The 19,583-nt window shown below is 65.5% G+C and carries 18 protein-coding genes; 16 read left to right on the forward strand and 2 right to left on the reverse strand.

Annotated features, from left to right (window positions below):
* Nucleotides 1-68 precede the first annotated feature (68 nt).
* Nucleotides 69-518: an NUDIX hydrolase gene (locus MMB74_RS00605; protein ID WP_277426654.1), complete on the forward strand. Its 450-nt coding sequence runs from the start codon at nt 69-71 to the stop codon at nt 516-518.
* Between the two features lie 106 nt (nt 519-624).
* Here MMB74_RS00605 and MMB74_RS00610 read toward each other — a convergent pair whose 3' ends face one another.
* Nucleotides 625-2,337 carry a glutamine--tRNA ligase/YqeY domain fusion protein gene (locus tag MMB74_RS00610; RefSeq protein ID WP_277426655.1) on the reverse strand — a complete coding sequence of 571 codons (1,713 nt, stop codon included), beginning with the start codon at nt 2,335-2,337 and terminating at the stop codon, nt 625-627.
* Between the two features lie 266 nt (nt 2,338-2,603).
* Between MMB74_RS00610 and MMB74_RS00615 the strand changes: the two genes are divergently transcribed.
* Nucleotides 2,604-3,155 (forward strand): alpha/beta hydrolase, encoded by a 552-nt coding sequence (locus MMB74_RS00615; RefSeq protein WP_277426656.1) that lies wholly within the window; start codon nt 2,604-2,606, stop codon nt 3,153-3,155.
* A gap of 108 nt (nt 3,156-3,263) precedes the next feature.
* On the opposite strand, the gene MMB74_RS00620 is transcribed toward MMB74_RS00615, so the two are convergent.
* Nucleotides 3,264-4,484 (reverse strand): CaiB/BaiF CoA-transferase family protein, encoded by a 1,221-nt coding sequence (locus MMB74_RS00620; protein WP_277426657.1) that lies wholly within the window; start codon nt 4,482-4,484, stop codon nt 3,264-3,266.
* 261 nt (nt 4,485-4,745) lie between these two features.
* On the opposite strand from MMB74_RS00620, the gene MMB74_RS00625 reads away from it, so the two are divergent.
* The 14 genes from MMB74_RS00625 (at nt 4,746) to MMB74_RS00690 (ending at nt 19,571) form a co-directional block, all read left to right on the forward strand.
* Nucleotides 4,746-5,000 (forward strand): GlsB/YeaQ/YmgE family stress response membrane protein, encoded by a 255-nt coding sequence (locus MMB74_RS00625; protein WP_277427108.1) that lies wholly within the window; start codon nt 4,746-4,748, stop codon nt 4,998-5,000.
* Nucleotides 5,001-5,180: 180 nt separating this feature from the next.
* The gene (gene alaS / locus MMB74_RS00630) at nt 5,181-7,805 is read left to right on the forward strand and encodes an alanine--tRNA ligase (protein ID WP_277426658.1); all 2,625 of its coding nucleotides are present in this window, start codon (nt 5,181-5,183) and stop codon (nt 7,803-7,805) included.
* Between the two features lie 281 nt (nt 7,806-8,086).
* Nucleotides 8,087-10,474, forward strand: coding sequence for a HAMP domain-containing protein (locus MMB74_RS00635; RefSeq protein ID WP_277426659.1), 2,388 nt, complete (start codon nt 8,087-8,089; stop codon nt 10,472-10,474).
* A 112-nt stretch (nt 10,475-10,586) separates the two neighbouring features.
* Nucleotides 10,587-11,315 carry a methyl-accepting chemotaxis protein gene (locus tag MMB74_RS00640; RefSeq protein WP_277426660.1) on the forward strand — a complete coding sequence of 243 codons (729 nt, stop codon included), beginning with the start codon at nt 10,587-10,589 and terminating at the stop codon, nt 11,313-11,315.
* Nucleotides 11,312-11,854, forward strand: a complete 543-nt coding sequence (locus MMB74_RS00645; RefSeq protein ID WP_277426661.1) for a hypothetical protein — start codon at nt 11,312-11,314, stop codon at nt 11,852-11,854. Before MMB74_RS00640 ends, MMB74_RS00645 begins: the two co-directional genes overlap by 4 nt.
* 29 nt (nt 11,855-11,883) lie before the next feature.
* A complete protein-coding gene (locus MMB74_RS00650; RefSeq protein ID WP_277426662.1) occupies nt 11,884-12,249 on the forward strand; it encodes a response regulator in 366 nt (121 codons plus the stop codon).
* A 278-nt stretch (nt 12,250-12,527) separates the two neighbouring features.
* Nucleotides 12,528-13,796 carry a YbfB/YjiJ family MFS transporter gene (locus tag MMB74_RS00655; RefSeq protein ID WP_277427109.1) on the forward strand — a complete coding sequence of 423 codons (1,269 nt, stop codon included), beginning with the start codon at nt 12,528-12,530 and terminating at the stop codon, nt 13,794-13,796.
* Nucleotides 13,797-13,877: 81 nt separating this feature from the next.
* Nucleotides 13,878-14,408 carry an NUDIX domain-containing protein gene (locus MMB74_RS00660; protein WP_277426663.1) on the forward strand — a complete coding sequence of 177 codons (531 nt, stop codon included), beginning with the start codon at nt 13,878-13,880 and terminating at the stop codon, nt 14,406-14,408.
* Nucleotides 14,409-14,502: 94 nt separating this feature from the next.
* Nucleotides 14,503-14,958 carry a thioesterase family protein gene (locus MMB74_RS00665; RefSeq protein ID WP_277426664.1) on the forward strand — a complete coding sequence of 152 codons (456 nt, stop codon included), beginning with the start codon at nt 14,503-14,505 and terminating at the stop codon, nt 14,956-14,958.
* Between the two features lies 1 nt (nt 14,959).
* Nucleotides 14,960-15,898: a branched-chain amino acid ABC transporter permease gene (locus tag MMB74_RS00670; RefSeq protein ID WP_277426665.1), complete on the forward strand. Its 939-nt coding sequence runs from the start codon at nt 14,960-14,962 to the stop codon at nt 15,896-15,898.
* Nucleotides 15,891-17,153, forward strand: a complete 1,263-nt coding sequence (locus tag MMB74_RS00675) for a branched-chain amino acid ABC transporter permease (protein WP_277426666.1) — start codon at nt 15,891-15,893, stop codon at nt 17,151-17,153. Before MMB74_RS00670 ends, MMB74_RS00675 begins: the two co-directional genes overlap by 8 nt.
* A 2-nt stretch (nt 17,154-17,155) precedes the next feature.
* Nucleotides 17,156-17,947, forward strand: coding sequence for an ABC transporter ATP-binding protein (locus MMB74_RS00680; protein ID WP_277427110.1), 792 nt, complete (start codon nt 17,156-17,158; stop codon nt 17,945-17,947).
* The gene (locus MMB74_RS00685) at nt 17,944-18,657 is read left to right on the forward strand and encodes an ABC transporter ATP-binding protein (protein WP_277426667.1); all 714 of its coding nucleotides are present in this window, start codon (nt 17,944-17,946) and stop codon (nt 18,655-18,657) included. Before MMB74_RS00680 ends, MMB74_RS00685 begins: the two co-directional genes overlap by 4 nt.
* Nucleotides 18,658-18,887: 230 nt before the next feature.
* Nucleotides 18,888-19,571 carry a DUF5671 domain-containing protein gene (locus MMB74_RS00690; RefSeq protein ID WP_277426668.1) on the forward strand — a complete coding sequence of 228 codons (684 nt, stop codon included), beginning with the start codon at nt 18,888-18,890 and terminating at the stop codon, nt 19,569-19,571.
* Nucleotides 19,572-19,583: the final 12 nt, after the last annotated feature.

Consider the following 19,583-nt stretch of genomic DNA (forward strand, 5'->3'; position numbering starts at 1 on the left):
GGAGCAAACGTGCGCCTGAAACTCATGCAAACTCGCTCGGTAGACCTCGGAAGGCTCGAGCCGCGGCCATGAGCGAGCGAACGATATCGTGTGGCGTCGTCTTGCTCGACGGTCACGGCAGGGTCTTGCTCGCCCATGCCACGGAAACGTCGCACTGGGATATCCCCAAAGGCCAGCCGGACGCCGGCGAGGCGCCCCGCGAGGCCGCCTTGCGCGAGTTGCGCGAGGAAACGGGCATCGAACTCGCGCCGCAGCGCCTGAAAGACCTCGGCCGCTTCGCTTATCGCCGCGATAAGGACTTGCATTTGTTCGCCGCGCGCGTCGAAGACGGCGAGATCGATCTAGCCCGCTGCGTGTGCACGTCGATGTTTCCGAGCCGCAAGCATGGGGGACCCATCCCCGAAATGGATGCGTTCCGCTGGGTGGCGCCGCATGCGGTAGGCCGCTATGCGAGCGGCAGTCTCACGCGGCTATTCGCGACAGCGCTTTCGCTCACGGAATTACACCGCTCTTTGTAGAGGTGGAAGTGGACGTGGGCGACGGCGAAGCGCCCGCCAGATAGCGGGCCGTCGAGAAACGGCGCGGCGCGCCGGGCAGGCGGCGAGCCTGCCGCCGCTCGCTCCGTTACTTGCCGCCCCAACTGTCGCGCAGGCCGACGATTCGATTGAACACGGGCTTGCCCGGCTTCGAATCGTAGCGGTCGGCGACGAAGTAGCCGTGGCGCTCGAACTGGCAGCGTTCCTCGGGCGCAAAGGTTTCCGCGCCCGGCTCCAAATAGGCCTGCACCACGCGCTTCGAATCGGGATTGAGCGCCTCGAGGAAATTGCGTCCGCCCGCATCGGGTTGCGCTTCCTTGAACAGGCGGTCGTACAGCCGCACTTCGGCGGGCACGGCGTGGGTTGCGCTGACCCAGTGGATGTTGCCTTTCACCTTGTAGCTGTTCGCGCCTTCCGTGCCCGATTTGCTATCGGGGAAGTAGTTGCAGTGGACGGCGACGATATTGCCGTTCGCGTCCTTTTCCGCGCCCGTGCATTCGATCACGTAACCGTAGCGCAGCCGCACCTTGTTGCCTGGGAACAGGCGGAAGTAACCTTTCGGCGGTGTTTCGGTGAAATCGTCGCGCTCGATCCATAGCTCGCGCGTGATCGGGAACGTGCGCTGGCCGCGTTCCGGGTGATGCGGATGGACCGGCGCCGAACAGGCGTCGGCCAAATTAGCGGGGAAATTATCGATGATGAGCTTGAGCGGATCGAGCACGGCCGCCGTGCGCGGCGCTTTCTCGTCCAGATCGTCGCGCAACGCGCCTTCGAACACGCTCATGTCGATCCACGAGTCGACCTTCGTGACGCCGATGCGGTCGCAAAAGAGCCGGATGCCCTCGGGCGTGAAACCGCGCCGGCGCACGCCGACGATCGTCGGCATGCGCGGATCGTCCCAGCCGTCGACGTGGCCTTCGGTCACGAGTTGCAAGAGCTTGCGCTTGCTCGTGATGGCGTACGTGAGGTTCAGCCGCGAGAACTCGATTTGCTGCGGCAACGGGCGCGTGAAGACACCGGCTTGCGCGAGTTGGTCGAGCACCCAGTCGTACAACGGGCGGTGATCTTCGAATTCGAGCGTGCAAAGGGAGTGGGTAATGCCCTCGATCGCGTCCGAAATGCAGTGCGCGTAGTCGTACATCGGGTAGACGCACCAGGTATCGCCCGTGCGGTAGTGATGCGCGAAGCGCACGCGGTAGAGCACCGGGTCGCGCATCGTCATGTTCGGCGAAGCCATGTCGATCTTGGCGCGCAGCACATGCTCGCCTTCTTTGAATTCGCCGGCCTTCATGCGACGGAACAGGTCGAGGTTTTCCTCGGGCGTGCGGTCGCGATAGGGCGAGTTCTTCCCGGGCTCCGTGAGCGAGCCGCGATGGGCTCGGATTTCGTCTGCCGTTTGGCTGTCGACGTAGGCTTTGCCGCGCTCGATCAACAATTCGGCGTATTGATAGAGCTTGTCGTAGTAGTCGCTCGCGAAGTACTGATGCGACTTGCGGTCTTTCTCCCAGTCGAAGCCGAGCCAACGCACGGCGTCGACGATCGAATCGGCGTATTCGATGCTTTCCTTTTCCGGATTCGTATCGTCGAAACGCAAATGGCAGACGCCGCCATAGTCGCGCGCCACGCCGAAATTCAGGCAGATGCTCTTCGCGTGGCCGATGTGCAGGTAGCCGTTCGGCTCGGGGGGGAAGCGCGTTTCGACACGCCCGCCCCATTTGCCCGTGCGGTTGTCCTCATCGATGATGTTGCGGATGAAATTGGACGGCGGAGCCGCCGCAGCGTCGTTGCGTTCGTTGTTCATGCGAGAGTCGGAAATCGGCGAAAGTTACACGGGACGAGCCCGCGGCGATCCGATCATTCTACCTAAAGGATGCGGGCAGCGACGCGCGGCGCGATGCAGGCCCCGTGACGGGACGGGTGGGATGCTTGGCGTGGGAGCGCCCGCTCGCCCACACCGGGCGCGTCATCGATTGCGTCTCCTTCGAGCGAACGGTTGAGCGCTTATACTACGCGCGAACCTTCGGACGGCGCGCGCAAGCGCGCATACCTTCGCACCCACGACGCACCATGATTCGAACCCAAACCCTCGTTCTGCCCGGCTATGCGAATTCGGGCCCCGGTCATTGGCAAACCCGCTGGGAAGCCCTCGACCCTTCGTTCGCACGCGTGGCGATGCCCGACTGGGATCATCCCGTGCGCGAAGCGTGGTGCGCGACGCTGGACGCCGCGGTCGCGGCGCAGCCGCGCGGGCCGATTTGCTTCGCGGCGCACAGTTTGGGTTGCCTCACGCTCGCGCACTGGGCCTTGCGGGAAGCGCAACCGGCGCAGCTCGACAAGATCGCGGGCGCGTTGCTCGTGGCGCTGCCCGATCCGAGCGGCCCGTCGTTTCCGCGCGACGCGCACGGCTACGACGACGTCCCGCTCGCGCCGCTGCCGTTTCCCTCGATCGTCGTCGCGAGCAGCGACGATCCGTACGGCACGCTCGCGTTCGCCGAGCGCTGCGCCCATGCCTGGGGCAGCCGCCTGATCGAGATCGGCCCGCGCGGACATATCAACGCCGAAAGCGGTCTCGGCGATTGGGAAGAGGGCCGGGCATGGCTCGCGTCGCTCGCCGGTTGAGCATCGGCACGGCCAATGCAACGGCGCGGTTGATGTAGGCGTTGAGTGAGCCTGCGCGAGCGCCGCGCGCAGGCGCGTATCGCATCGGTTTCGCCCTCGAATCGTCCTTCAGATCACCGCTTTGCCGCGTAGCGTGGAAATGGCGGCTGCATCGTAGCCGAGCACGTCCCGCAAGACGTCGTCGGTGTGCTCGCCCAGCAGCGGCGGCGCGCTGCGCACTTCCGGCGGCGTCGCGCTCATGCGGATCGGATTGCGCACGAGCGGCGCCATCGCGCCGCTCGGATGCGGCGCCTCCACGCGCATGCCGCGCGCGCGAACTTGCTCGTCGGCGAAGACCTCGCCGACATCGTTGATCGGCCCGCACGGCACGCCGGCGGCTTCCAGCGCCTCGATCCACTCGCGCTTGGCCCGCGTCTTCACCATCTCGGCCACGATCGGCACGAGCACGTCGCGATGGCGCACGCGCTCGGGGTTCGTCGCGAAGCGCGGGTCGTCGGCTAGCTCAGGCCGCCCGCCCGCTTCGACGAACTTGCGGAACTGTCCGTCGTTGCCCACGGCTACGATGATCCAGCTGTCGCTCGTCTGGAACGCTTGGTACGGCACGATGTTTTGATGGGCGTTGCCCCAGCGCTGCGGCGCCTTGCCGCTCGCCAGATAGTTCGAGCCGACGTTCGCCAGCATCGCCACCTGCACGTCGAGCAGCGCCATGTCGATCGCCTGGCCTTCGCCGGTGCGGTCGCGGTGCGCCAGCGCGGCGAGCACGGCCACGCTGGCGTACATGCCCGTCATCAAATCGGCGATCGCCACGCCGGCCTTTTGCGGGCCGCCGCCGGGCAGATCGTCGCGCTCGCCGGTGATGCTCATGAACCCGCCCATGCCCTGCACGATGAAATCGTATCCGGCGCGATCGGCCAGCGGCCCCGTTTGGCCGAAGCCGGTTACCGAGCAATAGACGAGGTCGGGCTTGACGGCCTTGAGCGAGGCATAGTCGAGCCCGTACTTCGCCAATTGCCCGACCTTATAGTTTTCGAGCACGACGTCGCTCGTCGCAGCCAGTTCGCGCACGATCCGTTGGCCTTCGGCGGTGGCGATGTCGACGGTGACCGAGCGCTTGTTGCGGTTGGCGCACAGATAGTAGGCCGCCTCGCGCGTATCGGCGCCGTCGGGCGTCTTCAGGTACGGGGGCCCCCAATGGCGAGTGTCGTCGCCGGCGCCGGGGCGCTCGATCTTGATGACGTCGGCCCCGAGATCGGCGAGCGTTTGCGCGCACCACGGGCCCGCAAGGACGCGGGTCAGGTCGAGCACGCGGATATGACTGAGCGCTCCCATGCTGCGGGTATCTCCTCGAGTTGTCGGCAGCCGTTAGCCGGCCGGGCGGCCAGCGTCGGTTGTCGCGGTGATGTTACCCGCAAGTCTCGCCATTGCCGCCGGGCGAAGCAAACAATTGTCACCGTGCGTTGCAAATCGTCCGAATCGGGGCCACACCAGCTAGACTGGATGCGCCGCATCGTCGCACGCCGGCGCCGCGCGAGCGCCCGATGGGCCGAGGCGGGCTGGGTAGCAAAATTCCGATACATGGGAGAAAGCACAATGCATCATGGTCTTATTGGCTGGTTGATCATCGGCGCCCTTGCGGGCTGGCTCGCCGGGGTGATTACGAAGGGAGGCGGTTTCGGTCTGATCGTCGACATCATCGTTGGCATCGTGGGCGCGTTCGTGGGCGGATGGTTAGCCGCGATGTTGCATATCGGCATAGCCGGTGGGTTCATCGGCACCTTGATCGTCGCCGTCATCGGCGCGGTAGTTTTGCTCTTCGTCATTCGTCTCGTCAAACGAGCGCTTTGATCGCGTCGGGCGCCGGGCCGGCTCGCGGGCCGGTCCGCGCTTGAATCGGTGCGCGCAGCGGCGGCTAAGGCTATCGCGCGACAATTCCGTATAATGGCTCGTTTAGGGGAAAACGGCCGTGCGCCATGGGGCATAAGGCGCGGCCGGTTTCCAGTCGAGACCGTCCCCCTTCCGTTTCCTATGAAAGCCGCCGAAATCCGCGAGAAATTCCTCAAGTTCTTCGAATCGAAGGGCCACACGATCGTTCGCTCGTCCAGCTTGGTGCCCGGCAACGACCCGACGCTACTCTTCACCAATTCGGGGATGGTGCAGTTCAAAGACGTGTTTCTCGGCGCGGAGTCGCGCCCGTATTCGCGGGCGACCACGGCGCAACGCAGCGTGCGCGCGGGCGGCAAGCACAACGACCTCGAAAACGTCGGCTACACCGCGCGGCACCACACGTTCTTCGAAATGCTCGGCAACTTCTCGTTCGGCGATTATTTCAAGCGCGACGCCATCCATTACGCGTGGGAACTGCTGACCACCGTCTATGGGCTGCCCAAGGAAAAGCTCTGGGTGACCGTCTATCAGGAAGACGACGAAGCGCACGACATCTGGGCCAAGGAAGTGGGCGTGCCGACCGAGCGCATCATCCGCATCGGCGACAACAAGGGTGCGCGCTACGCGTCCGACAATTTCTGGCAGATGGCCGATACGGGGCCGTGCGGGCCGTGCTCGGAAATTTTCTACGATCACGGGCCCGACGTCTGGGGCGGCCCTCCGGGCTCGCCCGAGGAAGACGGCGATCGCTACATCGAGATCTGGAATCTCGTGTTCATGCAGTTCAACCGCGACGCCCAAGGCAATATGACGCCGCTGCCCAAGCCCTGCGTCGATACGGGCATGGGGCTCGAACGCATCGCGGCGGTCTTGCAGCATGTGCATAGCAACTACGAAATCGACCTGTTCCAAGCGCTGATTGCCGCTGCGGCGCGCGAAACGGGCGTGAGCGATCTGTCGAACAACTCGCTGAAAGTGATCGCCGATCACATTCGCGCTTGCTCGTTTTTGATCGTCGACGGCGTCATTCCCGGCAACGAAGGGCGCGGCTATGTGCTGCGCCGGATCGTGCGCCGCGCGATTCGCCACGGTTACAAGCTTGGCTGCAAGCGGCCGTTCTTCAATAAGCTCGTTGCCGATCTCGTCGCGCAAATGGGCGGCGCCTACCCCGAACTCGCCGATGCGCAAGCGCGCGTGACGGATGTGCTGCGTCAAGAAGAAGAGCGCTTCTTCGAGACGATCGAGCACGGCATGTCGATTCTCGACGACGCGCTCGCCACGCTCGAAAGCAAGGGCGGCAAGGTGCTTTCCGGCGATATCGCGTTCAAGCTGCACGATACATACGGCTTTCCGCTCGACCTCACGGCAGACGTCTGCCGCGAGCGCGGCATGACGGTGGACGAGCCCGCATTCGACGAGGCCATGTCGCGTCAGCGCGAACAGGCGCGCGCGGCCGGCAAATTCAAGGCGGCGCAGGGTCTCGATTATTCGGGCGCGAAGACGACCTTCCACGGTTACGAAGAGTCGATCTTCGACGACGCGAAGGTCGTGGCGCTCTATGTCGACGGGACGGCCGTCAACGAAGTCGCGCATGGGCAACAGGCCGTCGTCGTGCTCGACCACACGCCGTTTTACGCGGAATCGGGCGGGCAGGTGGGCGATACGGGCGTTCTCGCGAACGCTAGCGTGCGCTTCGCGGTGGCCGATACGCTGAAGGTGCAAGCCGACGTCGTGGGTCATCACGGCACGCTCGAACAGGGCGTCTTGCGCGTGGGCGATGTCGTCAAAGCCGAGATCGACGCGGTGCGCCGCGCGCGCACGGCGCGTAACCACTCGGCGACCCATTTGATGCACAAGGCGTTGCGCGAAGTGCTCGGGTCCCACGTCCAGCAAAAGGGTTCGCTCGTCGACGACGAAAAAACGCGCTTCGACTTTGCGCACAACGCGCCGATGTCCGACGAGCAGTTGCGCCGCGTCGAAGATATCGTCAATGCCGAAGTGCTCGCCAATGCGCCCGGCATCGTGCGCGTCATGCCCTACGACGAGGCGGTCAAAGGCGGCGCGATGGCCTTGTTCGGCGAAAAGTACGGCGATGAAGTGCGCGTGCTCGATCTCGGTTTCTCGCGCGAGCTTTGCGGCGGCACGCACGTGCACCGCACGGGCGATATCGGCCTGTTCAAGATCGTGGGCGAAACGGGTGTGGCGGCCGGCATTCGGCGGGTCGAGGCGATCACGGGCGATAACGCCGTGCGCTACGTGCAAAGCCTAGAGGGCCGTGTCAATGCGGTTGCCGCCGCATTGAAAGCGCAGCCCTCGGAACTCACGCAGCGTGTCGCGCAAGTGCAGGAGCAGGTCAAATCGCTCGAAAAGGAGCTCGCGGCGCTCAAGTCCAAGCTCGCTTCGAGCCAAGGCGACGAACTCGCGGCGCAAGCGGTCGACGTGTCGGGCGTGCAGGTGCTCGCAGCGACGCTCGACGGGGCAGACGTCAAGACGCTGCGTGAGACGGTCGACAAGCTCAAGGACAAGCTCAAGCATGCGGCGATCGTGCTGGCCGCGGTCGATGGCGACAAGATCAGCCTCATCGCTGGCGTCACGGCCGATGCGAGCAAGAAGGTAAAGGCGGGCGAACTCGTCAACTTCGTCGCGCAGCAGGTGGGCGGCAAAGGCGGTGGACGGCCCGATATGGCGCAAGCCGGGGGCACCGACCCTGCGAAGCTGCCCGCGGCGCTCGCGGGCGTGAAGGCGTGGGTGCAAGGGCAGCTATAACAGTCGACCGTAAAGGTTGGCTGTAAAGGACCGGTCTGAACGCCTGGTTCGATTTCGGTTCCTACCGTTTCTTCGGCATCGTCAAAGGCCGCTTGCAGGGTGACTGCAAGCGGCCTTTTCGTTTTAGCGCGCCTACCCCCGATTGCTTTGGTCATCACTTCGTCATCGACGCGCATCGATAATCGCCGCGAAGGAAGTAAGAGTTCAATACAAAGCCAATTGGCAAATGAATCGCGTGCGGCCAAGACCGCGGGCGATAGACCACGCAACGGGGTTCACCCATGACGATCCGTCATCGCATCACTTTGGTGGTGCTGCTCATGTTCGTCGCGCTCGCGACGATCGGGGGCTACGCCACGTACCAAGCCCGCCGTAGCGCCGCGCAAGTACGCCAGGTCACGCAAGGGGTCGTGCCGAGCGCGCTCGCCTCGAGCGATCTCGTCGCTGAAGTGAAGGACGTCCAACTGGCAACGATGACGCTCGTCTACGCGCCCGACGCCAATATGGTGGCGCAGGCGCAAGCGCAATTGAAGACGAAGCAGGCGCAGCTGCGCCAAGCGCTCGACCTACAGGCGCAGGCGGCCGCAAGCCATGCGCAGCGGGGGCTCGTCGCACAGGCGCGCGAAAGCATGGCGAACTATTTCTCGGCCATCGAGGAAACCGAGCGTATGAAAGCTTCGGGCCAGGAAGCGCTCGCGCAAGCTTTCTTGTTCGCCGACGTGGGCGAGTACCGCAACGAACTCGAAGGCATCGTCGAGACGATGCGCATCGAAAAGAACCGCCAGAAAGACGATGCGATCGGCTCGCTCAACGGGATGCTCGCCACCACGACCACCGCGATCGGCGGCGCGACGGCGGCTGCGATCGCGCTGTTGACGCTGATCGGCATGCTGCTGTATCGACAGATCACGCGGCCGCTCACGCGCATGCAGGCCGAGATGAGCGAGATCGCGGAGAAGCAGGACTTCACGCGGCGCGTGCCCGTCGCGCGCATGGACGAGATTGGTCGCTCGATCGTCGCGTTCAACGACATGATCGAAAAGATCGAAGAGAGCGCGCTGCAGTTGAAGCAAAAGACTGCCGACATCCAAGCGATGTTGCAGAACATGCAGCAGGGTATCTTGACCGTCGTCGACGGGGGTCTCGTGCATGGAGAATACTCGGCGTACCTCGAGGCCATCTTCGAGACGGAGGACATCGCCGATCGCGACGTGATGTCGCTCGTGTTCGGTCAGACGAGCCTCGACGCCGACGCGCGCTCGCAAGTGGAGGCAGCCATTCACGCTTGCATCGGCGAAGATGCGATCAATTTCGCCTTCAACGAACACCTGCTCGTCAACGAAGTCGCCAAGACGATGCCCGACGGGCGCGTCAAAACGCTCGATTTGAGTTGGTCGGCGATTACCGACGAGTGCGATACCGTCGTGCGTCTCATGCTGTGCGTGCGCGATGTCACGGAACTGCGCCGGCTCGCCGCCGAATCGACCCAGCAAAAGCGGCAGCTTGAAATGATCGGCGAAATCCTGGCCGTCAGCCAAGACAAGTTCCACCAATTCGTCGAAAGCGCGAAGGGCTTCATACACGAAAACGAGCGGATCATCGGGCAGCACGAGCATGCCGACGAATCGGCGCTGGCCGAGTTGTTCCGCAATATGCATACGATCAAGGGCAACGCGCGCACGTATGGCCTGCGGCACTTGACGAGCATCGTTCACGAAGCCGAACAGCGCTACGACGCAATGCGCCGCCTGGGCGCCGACGAGGCGTGGGACCGCGAGGCGTCGATCGCCGAGCTCGCACGCGTGAAGCAAGCCGTCGAGCATTACGCGACGATCAATGAAGTCAGCCTCGGCCGCAAGGGGCCGGGCGCACTGTCGCATCGCGCGCAAAGCGGGCGTTACATGGTGGTCGATCGTTCGCATATCGACGAGAGCGTACGGCTCGTCGAGTCGGTCGGCGACAGCGATACCGCCGGGCTCGTGGCCATGCGCGACGCGGTCCGTCGCACGCTGCGCTTGCTCGATACCGAGAGCTTCGAGCAAGCGCTTGCCGGTCTGATCGAATCGCTGCCGTCGCTGGCCGAGGAACTCGGCAAGCGCGCGCCGAAGGTGGCGATCGACGACAACGGCTACCGGTTGCGCCGCCACGCAAGCGGCGCGCTGCGCGACGTCTTTACGCACCTGCTGCGCAACAGCGTGGATCACGGCATTGAGCCGGCCGATGAGCGCGTGGCGGCCGGTAAGCCCGAAGCGGGAGCGATCGAGATCGATGTGGGCGTCGATGCAGGCGCGTTGCAAATTACGTTGAGCGACGATGGCCGCGGGCTGGCGATGAGGCGCATTCGCGCGATCGCCGCCGAGCGCGGTTGGATCGAGCCGCACGCGACGCTCAGCGATGACGCCGTGGCGCGCTTCATTTTCCGGGCGGGTTTTTCGACTGCTGGGGCCGTGACCGAAGTGTCGGGCCGCGGCGTGGGCATGGATGCGGTCAAGGCGATGCTCGAGCGCGAGCTCGGGCGCATCGAGTTGCGCTTCACCGACGAGCGCGACGGCGCCGATTTTCGGCGCTTCCAAACGATCGTGCATTTGCCCGAGGCCTGGGTCGTCGACAGTCTCGGCGCGCCGCTCGAGCAGGGCGCGAAGGCGGCGCGCGACGACGCACTCGCATAAACGGGATGCTTGCGTAAAGCGGAGCGTTCGCGTGAGCGGCGCACGACGCTTCGATCCAATCGAGCACGGATGTCAGAGAAGGGTAGGGAAAGTTGTGGTCCTAACGAATTCGATGTTGGCGCTGGCGGTCGCGGCGGCGGTGGCGGCGGTGGCGGCGCTTGCTGCGTTCGTCGCCTTCAAACGAGCGAGGCTGTGCGCGTGGCGCGAGCACAGCGCAGCGCTTGCCCGGATGAGCGGCGCGAACGATGAGCGCAAAGCGCACGATCAAGCGCTCATCGCTGCCGAGCAAATGCGCGCGAGCGAGCTTGGCGCCGAGACGCAGCGTCTGTCCGATGCGCTCGCACGCGAAGCGGACGCGCTGGCCCACGCTCGGGCAGCATTGGCCGAGTCGCGCGCGCGTCACGACGATCTGCTGGCGCATGCTGGGCGCATCGCGAGCGAAGCGGCACGTCTGAAACAATTGGCGGCCACCTTCGAACGCTGGCACGAGCAGATGATCTCGCTCATGGCGCAAAACCAAGACATGCATCGCAAGAATCATGAACTTGCGCGCATCGTCAATCACGTCCTGATGGTCTCGCTCAACGCGTCGATCGAGGCCGCTCGGGCGGGGGCCGCGGGTCGCGGTTTCTCGATCGTCGCGGGCGAGGTGCGTGCACTCGCCACGCGCTCGCAGGAGTTGTCCAAGAGCTATCGCGACAGTCTCGATCGCAACGATCTCGTCACGACGGCCACGTTCCAGGATATTCAGGCCGGAGGAAAGATGATCACGGCCGCGCTCGGTAGCGTCGAGTCGCTCGCCCAGCAATTTCAATCGAAGCTCGAACGGAATCCCACGTGATCAGCCAAGCCGCCAAGGAAAGTTTCGAGCGCATCGTGTTTCAGGCGGCTCGCACGCGGTTGACCATGAATCCGGCGCACGCTTGCGAGATCGTGCGCGCTGCGGTGCAGGAACGCGCCGGGCAGGGCGTGAGTGCGCAAGTGCACGTACTGACGATCGTGTCGATCGGATTTCGCATCGTGCTCTTGCTGCAATTCGCCGACGACGAAGCCACGCGCTCGTACTACGCGGGCGAGGCGGCGAATCGCGCGTTGCCCGAGGCTGCGCTGGAGATCGGCAATTTATGCTGTGGCGCCATCAATCAACAACTCGTCGAGCATTTTCCCGACCTGGGCATGTCGACGCCCTACACGCTCTCGAGCGATTGCATGGGCTATCTGGATGAACTCGAGCCGGCGCACCTGGCGGCCTACGACGTGACGATCGAAGACGGCGCGAGGCTTCGCATGACCTTGTGCGTTTGTGCGAGCGAACCGATCGACTTCACCGCGCAGGTGGCCGACGTCCATGAGAGCGCGGGTGAGCTCGAGCTTTTTTGAAATTCCAACCTCAACCCAAACAATTGGCTATGGCAAAGATTCTGGTGGTGGACGATTCGAGCACCGTGCGCGACGAAGTCGCCGGCTTTCTGCGCAAGAACGGCCTCGATGTCGATACGGCGATCGACGGCAAGGACGGGCTTGCCAAGATGAAGACGAACCCGGGCGTAAGACTCGTCATCAGCGACGTCAACATGCCCAACATGGACGGCCTCACCATGGTCGAGAAGATCCGCGGCGAACTGGCCAATAGCGCGGTCAACGTCATCATGCTGACGACCGAAAGCAGTCCCGCGATGAAGGAGCGCGGCAAGGCGGCCGGCGTCAAAGGCTGGATCGTCAAGCCGTTCAAGGGCGAGGCCGTGCTCGAGACGTTCAGGAAGCTAGCGGGCTGATGCAGCCTTGCCGCACAGGGAAAAGCGTCCACGCGGCCGCACTCCTGATTCTCTCCGGGAGATAGATCCAATCCAAATTATTCATTTTCCATGATCGAACCCGCGGGCTACCATCGTCGATAACGAATGGGCGAGCCAGTGCGCGATTCGGGCGCTTTATGGCTTGCTCAGGGGGATCTTGGCGGCGGCGCGGCATTGCGCGTGCTTCGTCCGTCGTCAATCCCCAGTCGATTTCAACCGCAAGCCGTGAGGATGGTCCGATGGCCCGATCAAATTCGATGCGCAATATCTTTTTTCTTCCGGGGTCGGAGGCCGCCGGCGCTGCGAGCGTCGCCATTGCTTGCATGATCGCGCTCGCCGTTTCCCTGGGCGTCGGCCGTTTCGCCTTCACCCCGTTGTTGCCGCTGATGCTGCACGCGGGTTTGCTCGATCTGAAAGAGGGCGGGCTGCTCGCTTCGGTCAATTACGCGGGCTATTTCGTCGGCGCGCTGACCTGCGCTTTTCTACCCGTCGAGCACTCGCGCATGGTGCGCGCGGGACTGGCGACGACGGTCGTGCTCACGCTTGCGATGGGGCTGACGCACAGCCTGCCCGTTTGGGTCGCGGTGCGGTTCGTCGCCGGGGTGGTGAGCGCTTGGACCTTCGTGTTCGCCTCCCAGTGGGGACTCGCGCGCCTTGCTCGGCTTGGAGCGCCCGCGTGGAGCGGGGTGATTTATACCGGGCCGGGCATCGGCATCGTCGCGACGGGGCTCTTGGTCGGCGCAGCCGGGCGAGAAGGCCCGGCGTTCGGTTGGCTGCTGTTCGGGGTGCTGTGCGCGGTCTGCACGGTGTTGGTATGGCGCACGTTTGCGCCGTCCAGGGTGAGCGCCCGCCACGCCGCCGCGCCCGATACCCTCGCACGGCAACGCGGTTCGTCCGGCGGCGAGCGCGCGTCCGCCCGCAGCGCGGCGGCTGCCGGCGCAGCGGCGCCGATGAGCGCGGCCGATCGCCGCGCCCAAAGCATTTGGCTCGTCGTGCTGTACGGCATGCCGGGCTTCGGCTACATCATCACGGCTACCTTCTTGCCCGTGATCGCCCGTCAGGCGCTGCCAGGATCGAACTGGCCGGATCTGTTTTGGCCCATGTTCGGTGCGGCGCTGATTCCGGGGTCGCTACTCGCCGCGCGAATGCCGGTCCAATGGGACAACCGCGCGCTGCTCGCGCTGTGCTATCTCGTGCAGGCGGCCGGCATCGCGCTCGGCATCGTGTTCCCGACTGCCGCCGGTTTCGCCCTGGGCAGCATTCTGATCGGTTTGCCGTTCACGGCGATCACGTTGTTCGCGATGCGCGAGGCGCGGCGGCTGCATGGCGAGCACGCGGCGGGGCTGATGGGTTACGCGACGGCGGCGTATGGCGTGGGCCAAATCGCCGGGCCGCTCGTCGCCGCGCCGATCGCCGCGCGGGTCGGGTCGTTCGGCCCTGCGCTCTGGCTCGCCGCGCTCGTGCTGCTCGTCGGCGCCGTGGGACTCGTCGCGGTTGCGGTCAAATCGCGCTCGGCCGATGACTGACCCGGGGCACACGTCGGCGCAAAGCCGCTAGAATTAGCGCGTTTCCGCCAACGGCCGGCGCCTGCCGGCCTCTTCACCCCTATGAGCGACTATCGATTCTGTCCACGCTGTGCGAGCACGCTCGTCCAACGGCCGGATGCCGCCGAAGAGGGCGGTCGCCTACGTCACGTTTGCCCCGACGCCGCGTGCGGGTTCGTGCACTGGAACAACCCGCTTCCCGTCGTCGCAGCGATCGTCGAATACGAAGGCAAGATCCTGCTCGCGCGCAACGCTGCTTGGGACGAAGGGATGTTTGCGCTGATCACGGGTTTCTTGGAGCAGGGCGAAACGCCCGAGGCCGGTATCGCGCGCGAGGTGCTCGAGGAAACGTCGCTGTACGTTCGCGAGACGGAGCTCGTCGGCGTCTACGACTTCATTCGCAAGAACGAGTTGATCGTCGCCTATCACGTGAAGGCGGAAGGCGAAATCTCGCTCTCGCCCGAACTGCTCGAGTATCGGCTCGTCGAACCGGCCAAGCTGCGCCCCTGGCGCGCCGCGACGGGCCTCGCGCTTGCCGATTGGATGCGCCGCCGCGGCTTGCCGTTCGAGTTCGTCGACAAGCCGGGACAATGACGGCGCTCCGCGCGTTGCGGCATCCGTTCGCGGCGCGCCCCGTCGTCCGATTCCTTGCCGCTTCATCCCGCCCATTGCCAACGGCTTTCGCACCATGAGCAAACCCACGCCCGCGTCGCGCGACGCCTATCGTCATTTCCTGCCCATTACGACACGCTGGATGGATAACGACGTCTATGGACACGTGAACAACGTTGTCTACTACAGCTACTTCGACACGGTCGTCAACGAGTACCTGATCCGCGCGGGCGTGCTCGATTTCGAGCGCGGCGAAACGATCGGGCTCGTGGTGGAGACGCAATGCAATTATTTTTCGCCGCTCGTTTTTCCCGAGCGCGTCGAAGCCGGCTTGCGCGTGGCGCGTATCGGCGCCTCGAGCGTGCGCTACGAGGTCGCGCTGTTCCAAGAGGGGAACGCGCAAGCCGCCGCGCAAGGGCACTTCGTGCATGTCTATGTCGAACGCGCCACGCGCCGCCCTGCAGCGTTGCCCGAGCCGCTGCGCCGCGCGCTCGCGCCGCTCGTCGTCGCGGTGGACGAGGGGCGAGCCTAAGGTGCAGGCATTCGCCGTCGCCACGCTGAACGGCGTCAGCTATGGGCTGTTGCTGTTCATGTTGTCGGCCGGGCTTACGCTGATTTTCAGCATGCTCGGCGTGTTGAACTTCGCGCATGCGAGCTTTTATATGCTCGGCGGCTATCTCGGCTACAGCATCGCGGCTCACGCAGGGTTCGGATTTGCGCTGCTGTGCGCACCGGTCGTCGCGGGGGGCGCGGGGGCCGCGCTCGAGCGCACGCTGCTGCGGCGCGCGCGAGTGAATGGCCCGCTGCACGAGTTGCTGCTGACGTTCGGCGTGGCTTACCTGCTGGCCGAATTCGTCAAGCTCGTCTGGGGGCTCGGTAGCGTGTCGATCGCGTTGCCCCCAATCCTCGATGGCCCGTTGATGAGCTGGGGGGATGCCACGTTCTCGCGCTATCGGGCGTTCATGATGATGGTGTCGGTCGCCACGCTCGGCGCGTTGTATGCGTTGCTACGCACTTCGCGCACCGGCCTCGTCTTGCGTGCCGCGCTGACGCATGCGCGCGCCGTCGAGGCGCTCGGGCACGACGTTGCGCGCATCGGCACGTGGGTGTTTGCCGTCGGTACGGGGCTCGCGGCGCTTGCCGGCGTCATCGGCGCGCCGCTCGCCGTGGTCGAGCCGGGGATGGCCGAGGCCGTCGGCTCCATCGTCTTCGTCGTCGTGATCGTGGGCGGGTTGGGTTCCATCGGCGGCGCGTTCGCCGCTTCGTTGCTGATCGGGTGCGTGCAAACGTGGGCGGTCGGCGCGACGGCTTCGCTCGGCGCTCTCTTGCATACGGTCGGCGTGCGCCTGCCATCGGCCTGGGCCGAGCTCACCGTGGCCCAAGCCGCGCCGCTCGTGCCTTATGTGTTGCTGATCGCGATGCTGGCTTGGCGGCCGCGCGGTCTCTTCGGAAGGCGCGAGGGCGATGCGTAAGCCGACGGATGGGTGCGCACGCGCCGACGGTGCGCAGGGTCGCCATCTCGGCGCAGGTTCGCGTTGGGCCGCCGGCGCTGTGCTGCTCGCGGCGCCGTTGTTTTTCGTTCATGACAGTTGGGTCTTCGGCTATCTCGCGCAAGCGGCGGCGATGATCGTCTTGGCGCTCTCCTATAACTTGCTGCTCGGGGAGACCGGGTTGCTGTCGTTCGGTCATGCGGCGTTCGCAGGCCTTGGCGCATTCGCCGCCGCCCACTGGTTCAATCGCGGCGGCGTTGCGCTGCCGTGGCTGCCGCTTGCCGGCGGTTGCGCGGGGGCCGTGTGCGGCGCGCTCTTTGGCGCCATCGCCACCCGTCGCGCCGGCACTGCGTTCGCCATGATCACGCTCGGCATCGGCGAACTGGTCGCCGCTGCCGTATGGACGCTGCCCGAAGGATTCGGCGGCGCGGCGGGCGTTGCGATCGATCGCGGCAGCGGGCCCGCATGGGGCGCTTGGAATTTTGGCGCGCCGCGCCAAGCGTATGCCGTCATCGCGGTGTGGACGGCGCTCTCGGTCGCCGCCATGTTCGCACTGACGCGCACGCCGCTCGTGCGCATCGCCAATGCCGTGCGCGAGAACGCAACGCGCGTTGCCGCGCTCGGCGTCGATCCACGCCGCGTTCGGTACGCCATGTTCGTCTTCGCGGCATTCTTTGCGGGCATTGCCGGCACGCTCACGTTGATCGACATCGAGCTGGCTTCGTCTGAAAGCGTGGCGATGACGCGCTCCGGGGCGGTCTTGATCGCGACCGTCATCGGCGGTTCGTCGACGTTCTTCGGCCCCGTCGTCGGGGCGCTCGTGCTGACGGGGCTGAGCGGCGCATTGGCCGGCGTGTCGCGCGCATGGCCCGTCTATCTCGGCTTGCTGTTCGTCGGCGTCGTGCTGCGCTGGCCCGAGGGCATCGCAGGTTGGTGGTGCGCGCATCGTTCGCGAATCGGCGCGTTCGACTGGCGCGCGCGGGGCCGGATCTACCTGCTTGGCGGCGTTGCCGTTGCGGCATGGCTCGGTGCGCTCGTCATCGCCGTGGAGTCGCTCTATGCGTTGCGCTTCGCTGCCGATGCCGGGGGCGTCTGGCGCCTCGGGCGGCTCGCCTTCGATTTGACTTCGCCGGCTACGCAGGGGGCGCTGGGCGGGCTCGTCGCGCTCGGGGCAGCGGCGCGCTGGGCGCTGCGCGCCGCCGTGCGGGTAGGAACGCCTGCGGGAGAGGACGAGTGACGATCGCGCCTGCACTCAGTCTCGAAGGCATCGCCCGGCGCTTCGGCCCGACGCGCGTGCTGAACGGCGTCGATCTGTCCGTCGCCGCTGGCGAGCGCCATGCGCTGATCGGGCCCAACGGCGCTGGCAAGTCCACGCTGTTCGACGTGGTCGACGGCGTGCTGCGGCCCGATGCGGGCACGGTCCGGCTCGACGGCGTCGACGTGACGGGACGCAGCCCGCATGCCCTCGCTCGCGCAGGGCTCGGTCGCAGCTTTCAAGCGACGCGCGTGTTCGCGCGGCTGACGGTGCTCGAGAACCTGCGGTGCGCGCTGTGGTGCGGCGCGCTCGCGGCGCGCAGCGGCGTAGCGGCGCGGCAGCCGTTTTCGACCTGGGCGTTGTGGTGGCGGCGTTCGCGCGAACTGGACGAGCGCGCCCGGCGCTTGCTTGCCGAGCTCGAACTCGACGAGGCGGCGCATACGCGCGCAGGTACGCTCGAATACGGCGCGCAGCGCCGCCTCGACCTGGGCATCGCGTTGGCTAGCGGCGCACGCGTGCTGTTGCTCGACGAGCCGACGGCAGGCATGAACCGAGACGAGGCGGCGCATACGATTCGATGGTTGCGCGGCGTGACGGCTGGCAAGACATTGCTCGTCATCGAGCACGACATGGACGCCGTGTTCGCACTCGCCGACCGCGTGTCGGTATTGGTGCAAGGCCGCATCGTTGCGACGGGCGCGCCAGCCGAGATCGCCGCGAACGAGCGCGTGCGCGAAGCGTATTTGGGCGCGTCGCGCGGGGAGGCTGCGTCATGACGGCGTTGCTCGAAGCGCGCGCGGTTTGCGCCTGGTACGGCCAGGCACAGGTGTTGCACGGCGTGGATTTGCGCATCGATGCTGGCGAGCTCGTATTGCTGTGCGGCCGCAACGGTTCGGGGCGTTCGACGTTCGCCAAAGCGCTCGCTGGTCTCGTGCGGCGCACGGGCTCGATCGTGTTCGCCGGCCGGCAGATCGCCGCATGCCCCACGTTCGAGATCGCGCGCCTCGGCATGGGCTACGTCGCCGAGCAGCGCGAGGTGTTTCCCACGCTCTCGGTGGAAGAGAACTTGCACCTTGGCATCAAGCCCGGGGCAGGGCGTTCGGCCGCAAGAAAGATCGACGCTGCGTTCGAGCGCTTCCCGATGCTGGCGCAACGGCGCAGGACCGAAGCGGGCGCGCTCTCGGGCGGCGAGCAACAAATGCTCGTGCTCGTGCGCGCGCTCATGGGCGAGCCGCGCTTGCTCGTCGTGGACGAGCCGACCGAGGGACTTGCGCCCCAGGCCGTAGCCGCCGTGGCCGACTGCTTGCGGGGGCTGTGCGAGCAGGGCGGCGCGGTCCTGCTGATCGAGCAACGTCTGACACTGGCGCAGCGCTTGGCGGCGCGCGTCGCCGTGATGGGCCATGGCCGCATCGTTTTCGACGGCGCGGCGGGGACGCTCGATGCCAAGACCATCGACGAATGGGTTGCAATAGGGAGCGGGCGCTGAGCGCCCAGGCGATGCGCCGCTCGGCGTCGACTGCGATCGCGCGCTTGCGCTTATGTGCTTGGATCGCGTCATCGAATGTGCAGGCCGCGGGCCAGCGCGTCGCAAAACGTGGGTTTGGGCGAGGCACACGAACGCGGACGGCGCGCGTGACGCAGCCCTGATGTGCACGCCAGATAGGCAACGGCCGCACGGTCACTTATAGTGCGTCGTATGCGCGCGAGGACGAATGCATGCGAGCGCATTCTTTCTACGGGGGACGCTTGGCTGCGAGCGAAGAATTGACGCTGTTCGTGAGGGACGCGCTGCTGCGTGGCTTGCCGCGCGATCAGATCCGCTCGGTTCTGGGCAAGGCCGGGTGGCGCGTCGATCAAATCGACGATGCGTTGGGCGCTTACGCGCAGATCGACTATCCTATTCCCGTGCCGATGCCCAAGCCGTATCTATCGGCACGCGATGCATTCATGTATCTGCTGCTCTTCACGACCCTTTACATCGCCGCCTTCAATCTCGGCGATCTCGTCTTTCAATGGATCGACCACGCGTTTCCCGGCGCGCCAGCCACGACGACGGGGCATGGCGATCGAGCGTTTCTCGCCGGCGTGCGCTGGTCGCTGGCCGCGCTCATCATTACCGTGCCGATTTATCTGTTCATCGGGTGGCGGTTGCGCCGTGCGATTGCTCGCGACCCCGCCAAGCGCGCGTCGAAGGTGCGTAAATGGCTGACCTATCTCACGCTGTTCGTGGCCAGCATCACGCTGATCGGCGATTGCACGTCGCTCGTCGCCAATTTTCTCGGCGGCCAGGCGCCGGTGCGCTTTCTCTTGAAGGTGGCGACGATCGCCGCCATCGCGGGCGCCATCTTCGTCTATTACCTGCGCGATTTGCGCTCGGAAGAAACCGAGCGCAAACCATGAAGGATTGCGGCC

The organism is Trinickia sp. Y13 (assembly GCF_029522115.1).
GTDB lineage: Bacteria > Pseudomonadota > Gammaproteobacteria > Burkholderiales > Burkholderiaceae > Trinickia.